The organism is Dentiradicibacter hellwigii (genome assembly GCF_041770905.1).
In the GTDB taxonomy this organism is placed as follows: Bacteria; Pseudomonadota; Gammaproteobacteria; order Burkholderiales; family Rhodocyclaceae; genus Propionivibrio; species Propionivibrio hellwigii.
In genome coordinates this window covers 323,781-340,164 of the sequence record NZ_JBEUWX010000001.1, presented here as the reverse complement: position 1 = coordinate 340,164, position 16,384 = coordinate 323,781, and the positions used below count along the sequence as shown (strand labels likewise).

Annotated in this window: 12 protein-coding genes; 2 read left to right on the top strand and 10 right to left on the bottom strand. The window is 60.9% G+C overall.

All coding sequences use genetic code 11. The features are described 5' to 3' along the window. Window positions 1–108: 108 nt before the first annotated feature. A complete protein-coding gene (locus ABCS64_RS01570; protein ID WP_418890187.1) occupies window positions 109–1,572 on the top strand; it encodes a DEAD/DEAH box helicase in 1,464 nt (487 codons plus the stop codon). A 173-nt stretch (window positions 1,573–1,745) separates the two neighbouring features. Here ABCS64_RS01570 and ABCS64_RS01565 read toward each other — a convergent pair whose 3' ends face one another. After that, a complete protein-coding gene (locus ABCS64_RS01565) occupies window positions 1,746–2,588 on the bottom strand; it encodes a PP2C family protein-serine/threonine phosphatase (RefSeq protein WP_418890186.1) in 843 nt (280 codons plus the stop codon). Between the two features lie 119 nt (window positions 2,589–2,707). On the opposite strand from ABCS64_RS01565, the gene ABCS64_RS01560 reads away from it, so the two are divergent. Further along, window positions 2,708–3,268: a cob(I)yrinic acid a,c-diamide adenosyltransferase gene (locus tag ABCS64_RS01560; RefSeq protein WP_418890185.1), complete on the top strand. Its 561-nt coding sequence runs from the start codon at window positions 2,708–2,710 to the stop codon at window positions 3,266–3,268. A gap of 352 nt (window positions 3,269–3,620) precedes the next feature. On the opposite strand, the gene ABCS64_RS01555 is transcribed toward ABCS64_RS01560, so the two are convergent. From ABCS64_RS01555 to ABCS64_RS01515, 9 genes are all read right to left on the bottom strand, one after another. Then, window positions 3,621–5,291 (bottom strand): flotillin family protein, encoded by a 1,671-nt coding sequence (locus ABCS64_RS01555; RefSeq protein WP_418890184.1) that lies wholly within the window; start codon window positions 5,289–5,291, stop codon window positions 3,621–3,623. Between the two features lie 54 nt (window positions 5,292–5,345). Beyond that, window positions 5,346–5,984, bottom strand: a complete 639-nt coding sequence (locus ABCS64_RS01550) for a YqiJ family protein (protein WP_418890183.1) — start codon at window positions 5,982–5,984, stop codon at window positions 5,346–5,348. A 17-nt stretch (window positions 5,985–6,001) separates the two neighbouring features. Beyond that, window positions 6,002–6,703: a PspA/IM30 family protein gene (locus ABCS64_RS01545; RefSeq protein ID WP_418890182.1), complete on the bottom strand. Its 702-nt coding sequence runs from the start codon at window positions 6,701–6,703 to the stop codon at window positions 6,002–6,004. Next, entirely contained in the window at window positions 6,696–7,220 is a 525-nt protein-coding gene (locus ABCS64_RS01540) for a hypothetical protein (protein WP_418890181.1), read from the bottom strand. The genes ABCS64_RS01545 and ABCS64_RS01540 overlap by 8 nt, the downstream gene beginning before the upstream one ends. After that, entirely contained in the window at window positions 7,180–7,404 is a 225-nt protein-coding gene (locus tag ABCS64_RS01535) for a hypothetical protein (RefSeq protein WP_418890180.1), read from the bottom strand. Before ABCS64_RS01535 ends, ABCS64_RS01540 begins: the two co-directional genes overlap by 41 nt. A 307-nt stretch (window positions 7,405–7,711) precedes the next feature. Continuing rightward, complete coding sequence (locus ABCS64_RS01530) at window positions 7,712–9,136, bottom strand: hypothetical protein (protein ID WP_418890179.1); 1,425 nt, start codon at window positions 9,134–9,136, stop codon at window positions 7,712–7,714. 130 nt (window positions 9,137–9,266) lie between these two features. Next, entirely contained in the window at window positions 9,267–10,730 is a 1,464-nt protein-coding gene (tldD, locus tag ABCS64_RS01525; protein WP_418890295.1) for a metalloprotease TldD, read from the bottom strand. 121 nt (window positions 10,731–10,851) lie between these two features. Beyond that, entirely contained in the window at window positions 10,852–11,700 is an 849-nt protein-coding gene (locus tag ABCS64_RS01520; protein ID WP_418890178.1) for a carbon-nitrogen hydrolase family protein, read from the bottom strand. Continuing rightward, window positions 11,684–15,943, bottom strand: a complete 4,260-nt coding sequence (locus tag ABCS64_RS01515; RefSeq protein ID WP_418890177.1) for a YhdP family phospholipid transporter — start codon at window positions 15,941–15,943, stop codon at window positions 11,684–11,686. Before ABCS64_RS01515 ends, ABCS64_RS01520 begins: the two co-directional genes overlap by 17 nt. Window positions 15,944–16,384 lie beyond the last annotated feature (441 nt).

The following is a 16,384-nucleotide window of genomic DNA, read 5'->3' as shown; positions in this document are numbered from 1 at the left end:
TGACATGGCGGCGGCGTGTGCGTCGTCAGCCGGATACACTATATCTATGCGTGTATAATCCATCGCCTATGTCCATGTATTTGCATCATTTACCTACAGGCGCTCCCGATGCGGTTTGATGAACTCGGCCTCGCGCCAGAACTCCTGAAAGCCATTGCCGACGAGGGTTACACGCAGCCGACGCCGATCCAGGCGCAAGCCATCCCCATCGTACTTTCCGGACGTGATCTCATGGGCGGTGCCCAGACCGGCACCGGCAAAACAGCGGCGTTCGCGCTGCCGCTTCTGCAACGCATCCTGCCGTTCACCAGCAACAGCCCCTCACCCGCACGCCATCCCGTACGCGTCCTCATTCTTGCACCGACGCGAGAGCTGGCCATTCAGGTCTACGAGTCTGTCGTGACTTACGCCAGATATTTGCCGATCCGCAGTCTGTGCACTTTCGGCGGTGTCGACATCAAACCGCAGATCGAAGAAATCCGCCGCGGCGTCGAAGTGCTTGTCGCCACCCCTGGCCGCCTGCTCGATCTGGTCGAGCAAAAATGCCTGAATTTTGGCCAAGTACAGGCGCTGGTCCTTGACGAAGCCGACCGCATGCTCGACATGGGCTTTATCCCCGATGTCACACGTATCATCAAACTGCTGCCCGCACAGCGGCAAAGCCTGTTGTTCTCGGCCACTTTTTCGGAAGAAATCAAAAAGCTCGCCGACAAGATGCTCCACGCTCCGACGCTAATCGAAGTCGCACAGCGCAATACGGTATCGGAAACCATTGAACATCGCGTGCACCCGGTCGCAGCCACCGCCAAACGCGCACTGCTCGTCAAGCTGCTGCGTTCGAAAGAGTTCACGCAAGTGCTGGTCTTCACACGGACGAAAATCGAGACCAACCGGCTTGCCCGGGAACTTCAGCGGGCCGGCATCGCCGCAGATTCAATCCACGGGAACAAGAGCCAGACCGATCGTCTGAAAGCACTCGAATCCTTCAAGGAAGGCACGACGCACGTACTCGTTGCCACCGACGTTGCCGCACGCGGGCTGGATATCGACGATCTGCCGCATGTCATCAACTACGAGCTGCCGCATACGCCCGAAGACTATATCCACCGCATCGGCCGCACCGGGCGCGCCGGCAAGCACGGTACCGCCGTTTCCCTGGTCACTGCCGATGAGGTGCGCTATCTTGTCGATATCGAAAAGCTCATCAAAAAACCCATCGAGCAGATCATCATTCCCGGTTATGCGCCGGATGAGGACTATGAATACCCGCCGAGCGGAAAGAAAAAACGCTCGTCGCGTACAGCTGGTTACGAGGTATCCGCCACATCATCGACGCGCGGACGCCGCGCGGTCAAGGTATCTGGAGCACCAGCGCCGATCAGCACGATTGCGCCCGACGGCTTTGACTTCAGCAAACCCTACGAACCCAGGCAGAGCGCACCGTCTGCCGCCGGGCAAACACGGGCATCCGCCGCCCCCGGCCTTGACCGCAAGCGCAAGCCACTTGCTGCGCTGCTGGGTGGTCAACGCTCGCCCAACAAGGCCAATCCCGGTCAACATTCCGGCCAATAATCAAAGCGGTGAGATTAACTGGCGGCCGGACTCTGCGCCGTTCCGACCGGGTATTTCCTCAGCAATCGCCATCCAAGCCACTTCGCCAAGTCATTTCTCCCGCCTTCTCTTGCTTTTTCCCACCCTTCCCCGCGTTTTCCCGCCCTATCCCAGCCTGGCTCGCCATCTTCCAGTTATTTCGCATCCGCAGGCTTATGCCGCCTGGAAGATTTGGAAGTTCCCCTGCGTTTGCGGGAATCCGTCGGGCGCGCGGGCGGTTGATTCCCCACCAACTTGAGCACCGCCACCGAAACATTGTCCCCGATGCCTTGCGCCCGCACCCTTGCCTGGGCAATCAGCGCATCACACGCCCTACGCGCGGATAGTTTGGCGACAACCAGGCCAAGCTCCGCATCCGTAAAGTAATCCCAGAGACCGTCCGAACACAGCAAGAAAGCATCCCCCGCCCGCAGATCGTTCGCTTCTCCATAATCAATATACGGTGCTTCGATACCGCCCAGCGAGGTTACGAGCACATTACGGCGCGGATGTTTTTCCGCCTCGTTCGGCGAAAGCAAACCATTCGCCACCAGAAATTCGACATAGGAATGATCCGTTGTTCTCGATAGCAGACGCTTCCCGCGGAAATGGTACAGGCGGCTGTCGCCACAGTGCGCCCAAGTCGCCTTATTGGATTGCAGCAGCAGCATCACGGCCGTGCTGTGCGGGTCTTTTTCATTGACGAAGCGCAGGGCTTTGATCAGCATGTGCGCTTCGTTGATATTGGCTTCGAACAGCTGCTGCGGCGATTCATGGCGTACAAAATAACGCTCGAAATTGCCGCGTGCCGTATGGATGACCTGCTGTGCGGCAAGCGCCCCGCCGGCATGACCGCCCATGCCATCCGCCACAACGGCCAGCACAACGTCACCGCTCGGGTGCGAAAGCAGGACCACACGATCCTGTTGTTCGGCGCGGTCGCCCTGATGCTGCGCAACACAGGCATCAATACTAATCGCCGTCTGCTTTTTTAACATCTTCCTGCATATTCCATTGAGTCGGTATCCGCACCGACGCCTTCCGCTATAATCAGATCACGGTATGAGACACCGCTTTTTTCTACCGTCTTCCATCTATTTTCCTTGGGAATAGTCCTATGAGCAACCGTCTCTCACAAATTGTCACCCGTACCGGCGATGCCGGCACCACTGGCCTCGGCGATGGGTCGCGCGTCCCCAAAGACTGCCAGCGCATCGATGTCATCGGCGAGGTCGATGAACTCAACTCGACGCTGGGCGTACTGCTTGCCGAAGATCTGCCGGAAACCATCCGCCAGCCCTTGCTGCAAGTGCAGAACGATCTGTTTGATCTGGGCGGTGAAATTTCCATCCCCGGCTATGCCACCATCGGCGAGACGCACATTCTGCGCCTCGAACAACTGGTTGCCGACTTTAACGCCGAACTGCCGCCACTCAAGGAATTCATTCTGCCCGGCGGCACGCGTGCCGCAGCGCTGGCACACCTTGTCCGCTCGGTTTGCCGCCGCGTTGAACGCCGCGTCGTCAGTCTCGGCAACAACGAGCCGCTTTCCGAATACGCGCGCAAATACCTCAACCGCCTGTCCGATCTGATGTTCGTCCTCGGTCGCACGCTGAACCGGGCGTCCGGCCGCGGCGACGTGCTCTGGGTCCAGCACAAGCCCGCCGCAAAACCATAACGGCGACACAGCGCCCAAGCCGCCTGCCGGTTCAACAACCGTGCCGGCGGCAATGCGCTTCATCCGGAAAATAACGCGTGCAAAAATCAAATCGCATCTGTGAGTCGGCAACCCTTCGGGAATGTGCTAAAAGCGCTCGTGGATTCGCTGCAGCACACGGCTATGATAGGCCGGATAAGCGAGGCCCTGCCCCAGAACCATCCAGTAGCGCGCTCCCAGTACAGTAAAATCGCGCACCTCGACCCGACCTCTGACGAAAATGGGGCGCACAATCGTCAAGAGACGGCGCGGGCATAAAGCGCCTGCAATTTTGCCGGACAGTATGGGTGTCCTGTCCGGGCCTACATTGCTTCTAGCGTTTCTTTGACGGTGAATTGTCTTCCTTGGGCGATGGCGCAATCTCCTGACGCACCGCTTCAACCAGACCATTGAGATCGCCGCCTTTCATACCGATCTCGCCTAATACGGCATCGAGAATCGGCTGCTGCGCACGATAAGCCAACGCCGCCGAAACCGCCTGCTCGGCAAGATTGCCGCTGCCGGTAGAAGCCGCTTCGCCCGCCGCGCCGCGGCCGCCACGATTCAGGCCGTCGACCTGCACAATCTTGATACCGTCGATTTTTTCCATCGGCTTCACCGACGCCATAATGATTCCGGGCAAGGCGTCGAGCAGCTTCATCTTGATTTGCATGGCAATCTGCTCGGCCGCCAGCGTATTCAGTGCGGCATTGCGCATTTCGATGCCGTTGGCCTCGACCTGATACTGAACCTGCTGCGCTTCGGCTTTGATCTTGACCGCCTCGGCATGATTTTCTGCGGCATCTTTTTCCGCCTCGGCCGCAATGCGAATGCCGATAGCGCCCTGTTGCGCCGTCTGCTCAGCAGCGACGATGGCAATCTGCTTTTCGCGCTCGGCAATCGCCACTTCGCGCGCCGTCTTAACCTCTTCCTCGGCGCGCGCGGCCAAAGCGCGCGCTTCATTGGCCTGCTTTTCGGCCTCAGACTGCGCCTTCGATTTCTCGGCGATAGAGATCAGTTTGTCCTGATCGGCAAGCGTCGTCCGCTTTTCCTGTTCGATCTTCGCTACCTTCACTTCACGGTCGGCCTCAATCTGGCGCTGCTGAACCGCACGATCCTTTTCGACCTCCGCCTCCTGCACCAAACGTTCGGCGTCGATCTTGGCCTGCTTCGCCTCGCGCTCACGCTGCGCCGTCACCGCCGCCACTTCAGCCGCCTGCTGGGCATGGCGCTCTGCCACCTCTTGTTGCTGCTGCAAGGTGGCAAACGTCTCTTCTTTTTCGATATTGAGCTTGAGCTGGGTCGCCTCGTAGTTTTTCTGGGCGATCGCCACCGACGTATCCTGTTCGATTTCGTTGCGTTCCTTGGCGCGCTGCTGCGTCTGTTGCGTCAGCTTGGTCAGGCCTTCGGCATCAAAAGCGTTCTGGGCATCAAAGAATTTGATCGGTGTCTGGTCAAGACGGGTCAGGCTGACCGATTCAAGTTCCAGGCCATTTTTCAGCAAATCCTCGGAGACGGCATTCTGCACCGCCTGAATGAAATCGGCGCGCTTGTCGAGCAACTGGTGCATGCTCATCGAAACCGCCGCGGCGCGCAGCGCATCGACGAACTTGTCTTCGACCAGCTCCTTCAGCGAATTGGGCGCCATGGTTCGTTGCCCCAGCGTTTGCGCTGCATTGGCAACGCCTTCCGAACTGGGGATGACGCGCACAAAGAAGGCTGCGACGGCGTCGACACGCAGACGATCAAGCGTAATCAGGCTATCCGCTCCGGCGCGGGACGCTTCGAGCTTGAGGGTATTCATATTGATGTGCACGATCTCATGGAAGACCGGAAGCACAATGGCGCCACCGTCCATGACGACCTTTTGTCCACCCAGCCCCGTCCGCACAAAAGCCAGCTCCTTCGAAGCGCGCTGATAAAGGCGCGAAAGCACTAAACCGACAAGCAGCAGGCCGACGAGAATGGCGACGGCCAGAACAACGATCGTGACGAGATTCATCATAGCTCCCTTAAAAACTGGTTATGAAATCAACGCAAATTTTCCTGCATCAGGGGGTTACAACAACTCCGGATGCGGATTGGCAATCGCCAGAAAACGCGAACCGGAAATCTGTTTAACCAGCAGCACCGATTCACCGGAATTGAGTGAAACATCTTCGCCATCCGGCTCGACATGGACATAGAGCGTCCGGCCGTGTGCATTCTTGACCCGCGCCTGCGCAGGATACCCTTTGCGCGCTGTGCCGTTGATGATGACCGCCACATGCCCGACCAGATTTTCCAGCGGCTCGGCGCTACTTTCGTCGTAGGGGACGAGGCGGGCAATGGCTGCGGCAGAAACGCGCACGACCGGCAGGGCGCCGCAAAAGGCGGCGACCGCCGCGACGAAACTCGGCAAATAGAAGCCAAACACTGCCTGAACGAGGCCATTGAGCACAAAGCCAAACACCGAGAACGACGTCAGCAAGATGGCGAAAATAATCAACACTGGCACCTCGCCAACATGCAGCCAGCCAAGCCACGAATCGAAGAAATCGCCACCCTCACCCGCCGACGGATCGGGGATCAGATCATCAAGCCAGCCCGAAAGGCTGAAGCCAAGCAACAGCGCCAGCCCCTCGATCACCGCCAGGGCAATCAATAACATGAGCGCCAGCAGGAAAGGCCAGGATTGCGGGACAAAAAAGAGTTCCATCGCAACTTCCGGTTAGGTCAATCCGGTACAGACGCATCCGGCAGCGCCTTGGCCGCCTTGATCGTTGCCAGACGCTCACTGATCCGATGCTTGCGTTGCAGTTCGGCGATTTCCTTGAGTCTGCCCGCATCCCCCACCAGCCCGGAGGTCAGCCCGGTCGCCCCGGTCTGACGCCCCAATACCCGGCCAAATGCAGCCGCCGCGCCGTCCGCGCGCATCTGACGTCCGTATCCGTCATCACGGGTTTCCACAACATCCGCCGCTGAAGGCGCACGGCCCAGACGCGCATGATAATCAGCAAGCAGTTGTTCCAATTCACGTTTTTTGGCAAGCAGCGCAACGACATAACTCTCCAGCTCTTTTGCCTGGTCAGACTGCTCATCGAAATTTTTCTGCAACACTGGCAGCAAATCTTCAATATCCGCCTGGCGGCCAATCGCCGTTCGCGCCAGATCTTCACGGCCATTTGCCAAAGCGGCGTCAATCTGGGCAGAGAGTGTTTCATGCTCGGTGTTCAGGCGCGCCATCTGGCTCAATGCCAGGTGTTTTCCGGCTTCAGCCCGACCCAAATCGCCGCGAACCTCATCGGCAACCTGTTCGATTTCGCGTATCGATTGCATCATCGACGCTTCCGGCGCCAGATTTTCGGCACGATCAAGCAAGGCATGCGCACCGCCGGCAATCAGACGGGAAATACGGGTTGTAATGCTGTCAGCCATTTTTACGCTCCTTCTCTCTACGGGTTGCAATGATTTCCATAATTTCGACGATGCCCGGCAGATAGCGTTCGATGGATTCCCGCTCGTAAACTTCCGGCGCAGAAGTCACCGCCGCACGCAAAATCCGCGTCAGCAAGCGGAAGCATTGCTGGGCGAGCGCCGCCTCCAGTTCTTTTGCCATCGTTTCGCCCGCCTCCGCCGTTTCGCTGACAGGCATTGATGAAGCCAGAATCGCCATCAGCTGCGGCACGGTTTCCAGCACCGCACCGACCAGTTCCGAATGCCGCATACTACGGCGCTCCCAGACGGCCACCGAATTTACCAGCGCCTGCACCAATCCTTTCATCGACTCAGCGCACATCTCCGGATCCGCGCGTTCCACATCCTGTTGACGACTGCCGGCAACCAAAGCACGCAGCTTTTCACTCGGCGTTTTACCCGTTTCCGGACGTGCCGACAATAACCACTGAAAATCCTCATCCGGCAATCGAATTGAAAGCGTCTGCATCTGCGCCATATTTGTCCTCATTAGTATTTATTTCAGATAATTTTGCATCAAATATAAAACAAAAAAATTCAAACGTAAACACTTGTATTTGTAAATTACAGACATGCAGTCCACCGCCATCCAGCGCACTACACCGCCTGATCTTTGCTTTTAGGGTCAAAAAATGCGTGTGGAAGCGGACAAATTTTTTCATGCGCCATCCGTCCAGAAAGCCGAAAAGGCACACCCCGAACCCGCATTATTCGCCGCATGAGAACCCGCTGCCGGCTTGCATGCCACGGTCTGCAACCCCGGTTAACGCGTGGCTTGCGGCGACACGCATTGCGCGATGCACGGAGAAGACATTTTTGCCCTGCCCGCCGCAATCGCAATGCCGCGCTGGACACCCCCCCGGCACCTTGCTCGGCAGGCATTGAAGTGATCCAGCGCCCCGTCAATGAGCGTGCGGATCCTGGGCGCCATCAACTACGCGGCAGATTGTTGCAGGTGACGCCCTCGTTTTACGGGAAATTCGGCGCGCGTGCTCCCTCAAATTCACACGTAAAGAAGAGCGCATCCTGTTCCCTGCGCAGCCTCCAGAGCAATGGATCGCCTGGTATTTCGAGCATATCAGCCGTCAGCAGTTGCCCGGGCCGGACGTCACATTTGAGCTGCGCGCCATCGGCAAGGTAGAACGGCAGCTGGCGATTTCCGGCGATCGGCTCGGCCGGCAGCAAAATACCTTCCAGGCCGGCAATTTCATGATGATGCCCTTGCGCCGCGAACACCGTTCCCCGCCGGAGCGGCGCCGTCACGCGCGCAACAACATCGTAACGCGGCCGCGGATGACGGGTACTGGTCGGCATACCAAGCAGCGCGCAAGACAAGATACTGAAGATCGCCTCAAAGCCAAGATAATGCGCTGGGTAATAAACCAGCGCGGTCTTGCCGTTGCGGCTGACGGGAACGCCTTTTTCCTTCAGCACCCGCCAGGTGGCCTCATCATCACACGCCACGACGACATACACACCGCCGCACAGGCTCTGTTCGTCCTCGCGGCGGAGCAGGTTGACGACGTCGATGCGCCCGTTATCCGCAAAAATCCCGCCATCGCGTTCAGCGCACATGAGATCGGGAATTTCGACGGCACGCGCGATCGGGCAGTAAAAGGCCGGCACATCCGGCGCAAAGCCCTCCAGATGGTTGAGCACGATGCCCATCTCGGTCAGGTCGGGGATCGCCCGCTGCCTGACCGCGGACAGCATCTGACTCCGCCGCGCCAGTGTCGCACGGCAATCCTCGCCCAGCGCCCAGACGGCATCAAAATCCGGCACGGCGATTTCCTGGCCATTGACGCATATCGAGCCGGTCTTCGGATCGTAGATGAAATCGTATTCACTCGCCTTGCCGATGCTCAACACCGTCAGCCCGGCTGTGCGCGCCCAGGTGTACAAACCAATCAGCAGCGATGGCTGGTCTCCTTCGGCCAGCGAGTAGACGACGCCTTTTTCCCGCGCCTTGCGGGCGAACAGCGGCCCCGCCACCGAGTCGGATTCCTTGGTCACCATGACCACATGCTTACCGTTTTCAATGGCGGCCAGGACGTGCGCTGCCGCCGCTTCCGGCTTGCCGGTGCCTTCAATCACCACATCGAAGGGCATGCGCATGGCAAGCAGCGCATCGCCAAACACCAGAAAAAGCCCGGCCTGATACGCTTTCATCCCCGCCGCATAGCTTTCGCACACGGCAATCCGTTCTTCCGCAATGCCGAGCGCACGGTAAGCCGCCACGCACTTGTGCACATTCCGCCCGCACAGCACGCGAATGCTCAACCTGTCGCTCCGCGCCGCGTAATAAAAAAGCGAGTGGTTAAAACCGGCCACACCGATGATCGCCAGCGCCACCGTTTTTCCGGCTGCAGCATCAAACAAGAGTTCGTAATTCATCAGCGCCTTCCTGCCAGGCAAGCTGCGCCGGCGGAGACCGCCTGGCGCAGCACCGTCAACACCAACCCATCAGCGACCATCTGCCATCTGCCGGCACTCTGACCGGCTTTTACGTCTTACGTCTTACGCCTTACGCCGTCCCCCCGACCGTCAGGCCGTCGATGCGCAGCGTCGGCTGGCCGACCCCGACCGGCACGCTCTGACCATCTTTACCGCAGGTGCCGACGCCTGTGTCGAGCGCCAGATCGTCGGCCACCATCGACACCTGCTGCATCGCTTCCGGCCCGCTGCCGATCAGCGTCGCCCCCTTGACCGGATAGGTGACTTTACCGTTTTCGATCATATACGCCTCGGACATCGAGAAAACAAACTTGCCGTTGGTGATATCGACCTGCCCGCCGCCGAAATTGACGGCGTAAATTCCTCTTTTCACGGAACGGATGATCTCCTCGACATGCTTGTCGCCGTTGAGCATCATCGTATTGGTCATACGCGGCAGCGGCAGATAGGCGAAGGATTCGCGGCGGCCGTTGCCAGTTGAGCGGGTGCCCATCAGACGGGCGTTGAGGCTATCCTGCATATAGCCTTTCAGAATGCCGTCCTCGATCAATACCGTGCATTGCGTCGGATTGCCCTCGTCGTCGATATTGAGCGAACCGCGCCGGCCGGGAAGCGTTCCGTCATCGATCACGGTCACACCGCGGGCGGCGACACGCTGGCCGATACGGCCGGCAAAGGTTGAACTCCCCTTGCGGTTGAAATCGCCTTCCAGCCCATGCCCGACGGCCTCGTGCAGCAAAATGCCCGGCCAGCCCGCGCCCAGCACGACCGGCATGATGCCCGCCGGCGCCGGGCGCGCGTCAAGATTGACCAGCGCCTGATGCACGGCCGCGCGCGCATATTCGCGCAGCAGCGCATCAGTGAAACAGGCATAATCACTGCGGCCGCCACCGCCCGCTGAACCTTGTTCGCGCCGCCCCTTGCCATCATCGACAATGACCGTCAGCGATACGCGCACCAACGGGCGGATGTCGGCGGCCAGCCGGCCATCGCTGCCAGCAATGAGGACGACATCGTATTCGCCGGCAAGAGAGGCCATCACCTGAACAACGCGCGGGTCTTCAGCGCGGGCATAGGATTCCAGCCGTTCGAGCAGGCCGACTTTCGTACCGGCGTCAAGCGAAACCAGCGGATCGTCGGGCAGATACAGGCTGCGCGCCACCGGCATTTTGTACGCGCGCGCGGGAGCGATTTTTGCCCGCCGCTGCTGGCCAGCATCGGCAATCGAGCGTACGGCGCGGGCGGCATCGCCCAGCGCGCCATAGCCGATATCGTCGGAATAGGCGAAGGCCGTCTTTTCGCCCGCCACCGCCCGCACGCCGACGCCTTCATCAATATTGAAACCGCCGGACTTGACGATGCCTTCCTCCAGGCTCCAGGCCTCGGAACGGCTGTACTGAAAATAGAGGTCGGCGTAATCGACGGCATGCGTCATGATCTTGCCGAACACCTGCGCCAGCGCGCTATCGTCCAGCCCATACGGTGTCAGCAGGGTTTGCCCGGCCTGCGTCAGCAGCGACGTTTCCTCGGTCAGAATTTGCGTTTGCCCGTCCGGCGCGCGCTTTGCATTCTTCGCACTCATTACCTTCCTCGTTATCCAGTCTTCTGTCTTCTTTCTGTCTATGTCCCAATCCGCCGACACGGATCGCCGCCAGTCACATCACCCGATGCTGGAGCGCCGGCAGGCTGGCGCGCACATCGGCCAGACGCGCCGGATCGAGATCGCCGACCACGACGCCTTCTCCCTTGTCGCGCCGCGCCAGCGTCACGCCCCACGGATCAATCAGCAGGCTGTTGCCGTGCGTTTCGCGCCCGTTTTCATGTTGTCCGCCCTGCGCAGCGGCCAGTACATAACACTGGTTTTCGATGGCGCGGGCGCGCAGCAGCACTTCCCAGTGCGCCCGGCCGGTCGTTTCGGTAAAGGCTGCCGGCACTACGATCAGGCTGACGACGCCCAAACGCCGATACAGCTCGGGGAAACGAAGGTCGTAACAGATGCTCAATCCGACACGACCGCACGGCGCCTCGAAAGCCACCGGCTGCCGGCCGGCCTCGATCGAAGCGCTTTCATCGTAACGTTCGCCGTTTTGCTCAAAACCGAACAGATGAATCTTGTCGTAGCGCGCCACCCGCTCGCCTTGCGGATTAAACACCAGACAGGTATTGAGCACCTTATCCGGATGCGAAGCGGCCAGCGGCAGCGAGCCGCCAACCAGCCAGAGACCGTGGCGGCGTGCGGCTTCGCGCAGAAAGTCCTGGATCACCCCCCGGCCGTCCGGCTCGCGCAGCGCGAGCTTGTCGCGCTCGCGCATGCCCATGACGGCAAAGTATTCCGGCAGAACCGCCAGCCGCGCGCCTTGCGCCGCCGCCTCGGCGAGCAGGCGGTCAGCCACCGCCAGATTTTCGTCAACCCGCGGCGTAGACACCATCTGGATGGCCGCCAGGCGGAACTTTACGGTAGCGTCTGTTGTGGCGGCGCCCGCCCCTTCATTCATGTGCGGCATCGTCTTTCGTCTCCGTGTCGTGGGCGGCAGGATTAGATGCAGGTTGTGCCGAATCGGTGAGGGGCGCCGGCGCCGCGCCATCAGCGGCCTCATGAACCGCATGACCGGCCGCCCCGCCATTGGCGGCCGCTGCGTTCTCATGCCCGTTTTTTTCTCCGACGGCATCCTTGCCCGCGGCATCAGCCGCCGTTTTGGCCGCCTGCCGCCCCAGCTTTTCGACCATGGGGTCGTCCCAGCTGCCGGTCACCAGATAATCGAAGCCGAACATCTGGTTCAGCGGATCCTGCAACAGTTTGTTCGCCAACAGCGTCGCCACGCCCGCCACCGGATTGACCAGCGCCACGCCCAGCGCCGCCGTCGTCCCCAGTTCCGGCTGTACAGTCACGAACAAGCGCTGCGTCTCGCGCTTGAGGTCAGTCTCGCCGCGCATGAGCACACGCGCCGCCGGCCCGTCGATCTGCAAACGCTCGGTGCGCATGACACCGCCCTTCAGGGCGAGATCGCCGGCGATGCTGTCAAAGGCAAAACCGGCGCTGAAGACATCGCGGAAATCGAGCGAGATGCGGCGCGGCAAGCTTTGCAGGCTGATCAACCCGAGCAGGCGCCCGGCGCCCGGCTTGACCTTGAGAAACTGGCCGCGTCCGGCTTCCAGCGACAAGGCGCCGTCGAGAGCGGCCAACTCGAACCCCGTCGGCGCGCCGGGCCAGTCCAGCCGCCCCGCCAGCTTCGCCGTGCCGCCGCTGATCATGCCAACATAGCCGAGCTGGTCAAGCAGTTTGCCGACATCATCGCTATTGAGCGTGAAATTCAGATGCGTCCGCCCCAGCCCCGGCGTCATCCGCCACTGCCCTTTGCCCGTCAGGATGCCATGCGGCGCATTCATCTGCACCTTATTGAGGTCCCAGGCTTCTCCGGCATTGACCGCCTGCAGTTCGAGCCGGCCAAAGCGGCGCTTGCCAAAACGGAAATCCTCAGCCACGACGTCGAGCGCCGGCAATTCCTTCATCGCCTCCTTTTCCTCGTCCGTCACTGCGTTTTCACTTTCTTCCGGATCGATGATCAATTGCTTCAGGCGTGCCGTCAGCTTGCCGCGACCAGCGCCGTCCCAACGAATCTCGCCGCCGGCCTGGCGCGAATCGAGATGCAGCCGCCACTGTCCGGACGCCGCCTCGGCATTCAGCGACACGTCGTTCAGAAGACGGCCAAAAGCGCGCAGCTCCGGGGTGGCGAGGCTGACGGCATTGGGCATCAAACCGGCGGCCGACTGCCCGCTTTGGGCATTGCCCCCGGAGTCTGTCTGAAACAGCGTGCGCCAGAGGTCGAGGTCGATGCGCGAGGCCGATACGCCGACGATGAATCCCTTATCCGGCAAGGCCTGCGCACGACCGATGCCGAGCGCCGCCCGTTCAACGACGAAGCTGCCGCCCTGCCGGCGGCGAATGGCCTGGAAAGACAGTTTCTGCCCGAGCGAAGCCAGCAACTGATCGCGCATCGTACCTGCCGCATCGGCCGTCAGGATGCGCTTTTCAAAACGCAGCGGCAGCGATTCGTTCGCCGCTTTGCCAAATGGCTCGGGCAGGGTCGAGCGCAACCCGGTCAGAGAGGAGTTGATGACCAGATCGGCGTCGCGTTTATTGATGCGCACCTCGCCACGATAGGCAGCCGAACCGGACAGATGCGCCAGCAGCGGAAAGCTCTCCGCGCCCTGTCCGTCCTGGGCCTCGGCGGCTTCGCCCTGCGCTTTATTTTGTCTGCCCGGCCGCTTGACCGGCGCGCCGGCGCCGTTTGGCTGGCGCAGCTGATCGACGTTGGCCGTGCCGTTGAGCGTGATCAGCACGCGCCCATCCTTTTGCAGGCCGCCCTTGATGCTCAATGGCCCGCCGAACAGGCTGGCGCGGATTTCCGGCAGATTCAGTTCGCTGCCTGAAAACCGGATGCTGCCGTTGACCTGCCGCAAAGGCGGCAGCGCCGTATCGACGGACACAGTATTGTTCTGGAAGCGATATTCGCCCTTGATCTTTGCTTCATTAAGCTGCTGCTCATCGAGCGGAATCTTCAGCGCAATGTCCAGATGCCCGTTGCCGCTCGCGCGCATGCCTTCGGTAAAACGGTCGATCCGTTCGGCCACCGGACTCTGATCGATGAATTTAAGGAACTCGGCGGTCGGCCCTTCGGCCTGCCCCGTGATCTCGATGACCGGCGTATCCAGATCGAGATCGGGAATTTCCGCGCGCGTGGCGCCGAGCTTGGCGCCGAGAATCGTCCCGCGCTGCGCATCGACGACCATGCCGGCGCCGGCAAAACGCAGATTGCCGTAAATATGTTCGATGCGCGGCCAGCCGTTGGCGTAATCGAGCACGACATCCTCGGCCTTGACCGTCACGAGAAACTGCCCCTTGGCCGGATCGAGAAAAGGAAAATCCGCCAGATTGCCCTTGAGCGTCAGCTTAGCCTCGCCGGCTTTGCCGGAAATCAGCGAATCACGCAGCCAGTTCCGCGTCGCATCGCCAACGGTATGCGGGATGTAGCGCCAGACGGCGCGCGCATCGGCGTGCGTCAGCGTAGCCTTGAGGTCGATGTACCCCGGCCCCTCTCCCTGTTTGCGGTACACGCCGGCAGCCGAACCGGCCGCTTCCGCATTGGCGAAGGCAAGCCGCGTCAAATCGACATCCAGCCCCGCCTCGCCAAGGGTCCAGCGGGCCTGCGCATCCAGGCGCTCCAGCTCCGTCCGCGCAACCGGAAAGACCCCCAGCAGATCGATGCTGGCGCGTGTGCTGTCCAGCGTGAGGTGGCCGCCCTTTTCATTGACCGACGCCTCCCCCGACAGGCCGGCAAACCCCGGCAAATCGCCTTGGGCGTTGAGCGCCAGGCGCTGGAAGCGGCTCTCCAGCGCATACGTTTTCAGATTGCCGGCAACGGCGTCGCCCTGCCAGCGGGCATCGAGGCCGGAGAGCTGCCCGCGCGGATGGTATGTGGCAAGGAATTGGCGGACATCCGCAGCCAGCGGCAAATACGCCGTCAGTTGACTCAAAGCGCCCAGGTCGATCTGGTTGGCCGTCAGGCTGCCCGAGGCATTGTTCCCCTGCGCATCCGTATTCCAGGCAAGCCGGAAATCCATCGGGGCGATGCGGACGCCGGCGGCAGCATCCGTGCCGGAGTCTGCGGCTTCAGACGCCGCCGCTTCGGCGGCCAGCGTTGGCTGGGATGCAGTCATCAACGCCAGCTTGCTGCCGCTCGCAACGATGCCGCGATCCGTCCGCTGCACGCTCACCCGGCCGGAGGCCTCGGTCAGCGCGAGCATCGGCAACTCCGTATGCAGCTGCATGGCGACATCGCGCAGCAGCAGATCGGCGGTCATCTCACGCAGCGCGCCGCGTTTGATTCCCGCCCAAAGACGCAAGGCGCCCTGACCGCGCAAAAGCGTCAGCGGATAGTCGATCCACTGCCGCCAGGCCGCCAGATCGACATAATCGATTTCGGTAAAAATATGACCTTTCCAGTCATCAAGGCGATCGATATCGCTGCCGGAAAAATCGCCGCGAATATCGATGTGCGAAGCCAGCGCCGCAGGCGGCTGCGCCGTCAGGCCAAAACGTCGCCGCCTGCCGAAATTGTCGAGGCCGAAATTCAGCGCTTCCAGGCGCAGCGCCGGCGCCTGCCGCAGGGCATCTTCCCAGATCAGCGTGGCGTCATGGATACGGATGCGGCGCTGGGCGAACACCCAGTCAGAAAATGCCGAACCGCTCGCCTCATCATCGGCCAGCGCGATCCCGGCAATAAAAAAGCGGCCGTCGGCGTCACGGCGCAGATTCAGCGTCGGCTGATCGATACGCAGCAGGCGCAGCTTGAGCGTGCCGCTGGGCACAGACAGCCAGGACACGACCGCCTCGACGCGCGAAAAAGCCAGCGCCGGCCGGCCTTCGGCGTCGAGCACACGCACGTCGAACAGGTCGAAATCGGGATTGATGCCATCCCAGCTTGCCTCAATGCGCCCGATGCTGACCGTCTGGCCGAGCGCCCGGCCGGCGAGCCGCTCGATGGACGGGCGATACGCCTCGATATTGGGCAGAATGCTGTAGCGCAGCGCCAGCACGAGCGCGACAAAGCTGAAATAGACAATCCAGAACGTCCACCACAGCGCGCACCCAAACCGCCTGACCGCCGTCGATGCCCGCAGACGCGCCATCCAGGGAAAAGCGCCGGCCAGCCGCTGCTGAAGGGAATGGACGAACCCGCGCGGCATCAGAGGCCTCTCGCGGGCGGGGAGTTTTGCCAATTCTTACGCTGCGTCACTAGAATGCCGGAAAGGATGAATCGAGGGAGCGCCATTGTACTCCAGACATCCGCTCTGGCCGTCTGGACGGAGTCTGGACGGGCAGAAAACGCCTGCAAAGAAGCGTCCGGCAAACCCGCATGGACAGGGCATTTTCCCAGCCCCTCTGAACCCCTTATGGATAGGTTATTTTCGGGCAGGCACCTCTGGAACCCTTATAAATAGGGCGTTTTCGGATAGGGTGCCCGGAGATGCCCTAAATACAAGGGCTTCCGGGCATCCCCGCTGAAATGCCCTAAATACGCGGGCTTCAGGCCACCTTTTTTTGGGGAAGGCGTCACGGAGCCGTCGCTTTGGCGGTCGATGGGATTTTAATTCTCCCCCTGTGGGGGAGATGCCCCGAAGGGGCAG

Coding starts and splice junctions, on each gene's coding strand:
- ABCS64_RS01550 (WP_418890183.1), bottom strand. CDS start 5,984: ATGGAACTCTTTTTTGTCCCGCAATCCTGGCCTTTCCTGCTGGCGCTC.
- ABCS64_RS01535 (WP_418890180.1), bottom strand. CDS start 7,404: ATGAAAAAATTTGTCCGCTTCCACACGCATTTTTTGACCCTAAAAGCA.
- ABCS64_RS01565 (WP_418890186.1), bottom strand. CDS start 2,588: ATGTTAAAAAAGCAGACGGCGATTAGTATTGATGCCTGTGTTGCGCAG.
- ABCS64_RS01545 (WP_418890182.1), bottom strand. CDS start 6,703: ATGGCTGACAGCATTACAACCCGTATTTCCCGTCTGATTGCCGGCGGT.
- ABCS64_RS01515 (WP_418890177.1), bottom strand. CDS start 15,943: ATGCCGCGCGGGTTCGTCCATTCCCTTCAGCAGCGGCTGGCCGGCGCT.
- ABCS64_RS01555 (WP_418890184.1), bottom strand. CDS start 5,291: ATGATGAATCTCGTCACGATCGTTGTTCTGGCCGTCGCCATTCTCGTC.
- ABCS64_RS01540 (WP_418890181.1), bottom strand. CDS start 7,220: ATGGCGCAGATGCAGACGCTTTCAATTCGATTGCCGGATGAGGATTTT.
- ABCS64_RS01560 (WP_418890185.1), top strand. CDS start 2,708: ATGAGCAACCGTCTCTCACAAATTGTCACCCGTACCGGCGATGCCGGC.
- ABCS64_RS01520 (WP_418890178.1), bottom strand. CDS start 11,700: ATGCCGCACATGAATGAAGGGGCGGGCGCCGCCACAACAGACGCTACC.
- ABCS64_RS01570 (WP_418890187.1), top strand. CDS start 109: ATGCGGTTTGATGAACTCGGCCTCGCGCCAGAACTCCTGAAAGCCATT.
- ABCS64_RS01530 (WP_418890179.1), bottom strand. CDS start 9,136: ATGAATTACGAACTCTTGTTTGATGCTGCAGCCGGAAAAACGGTGGCG.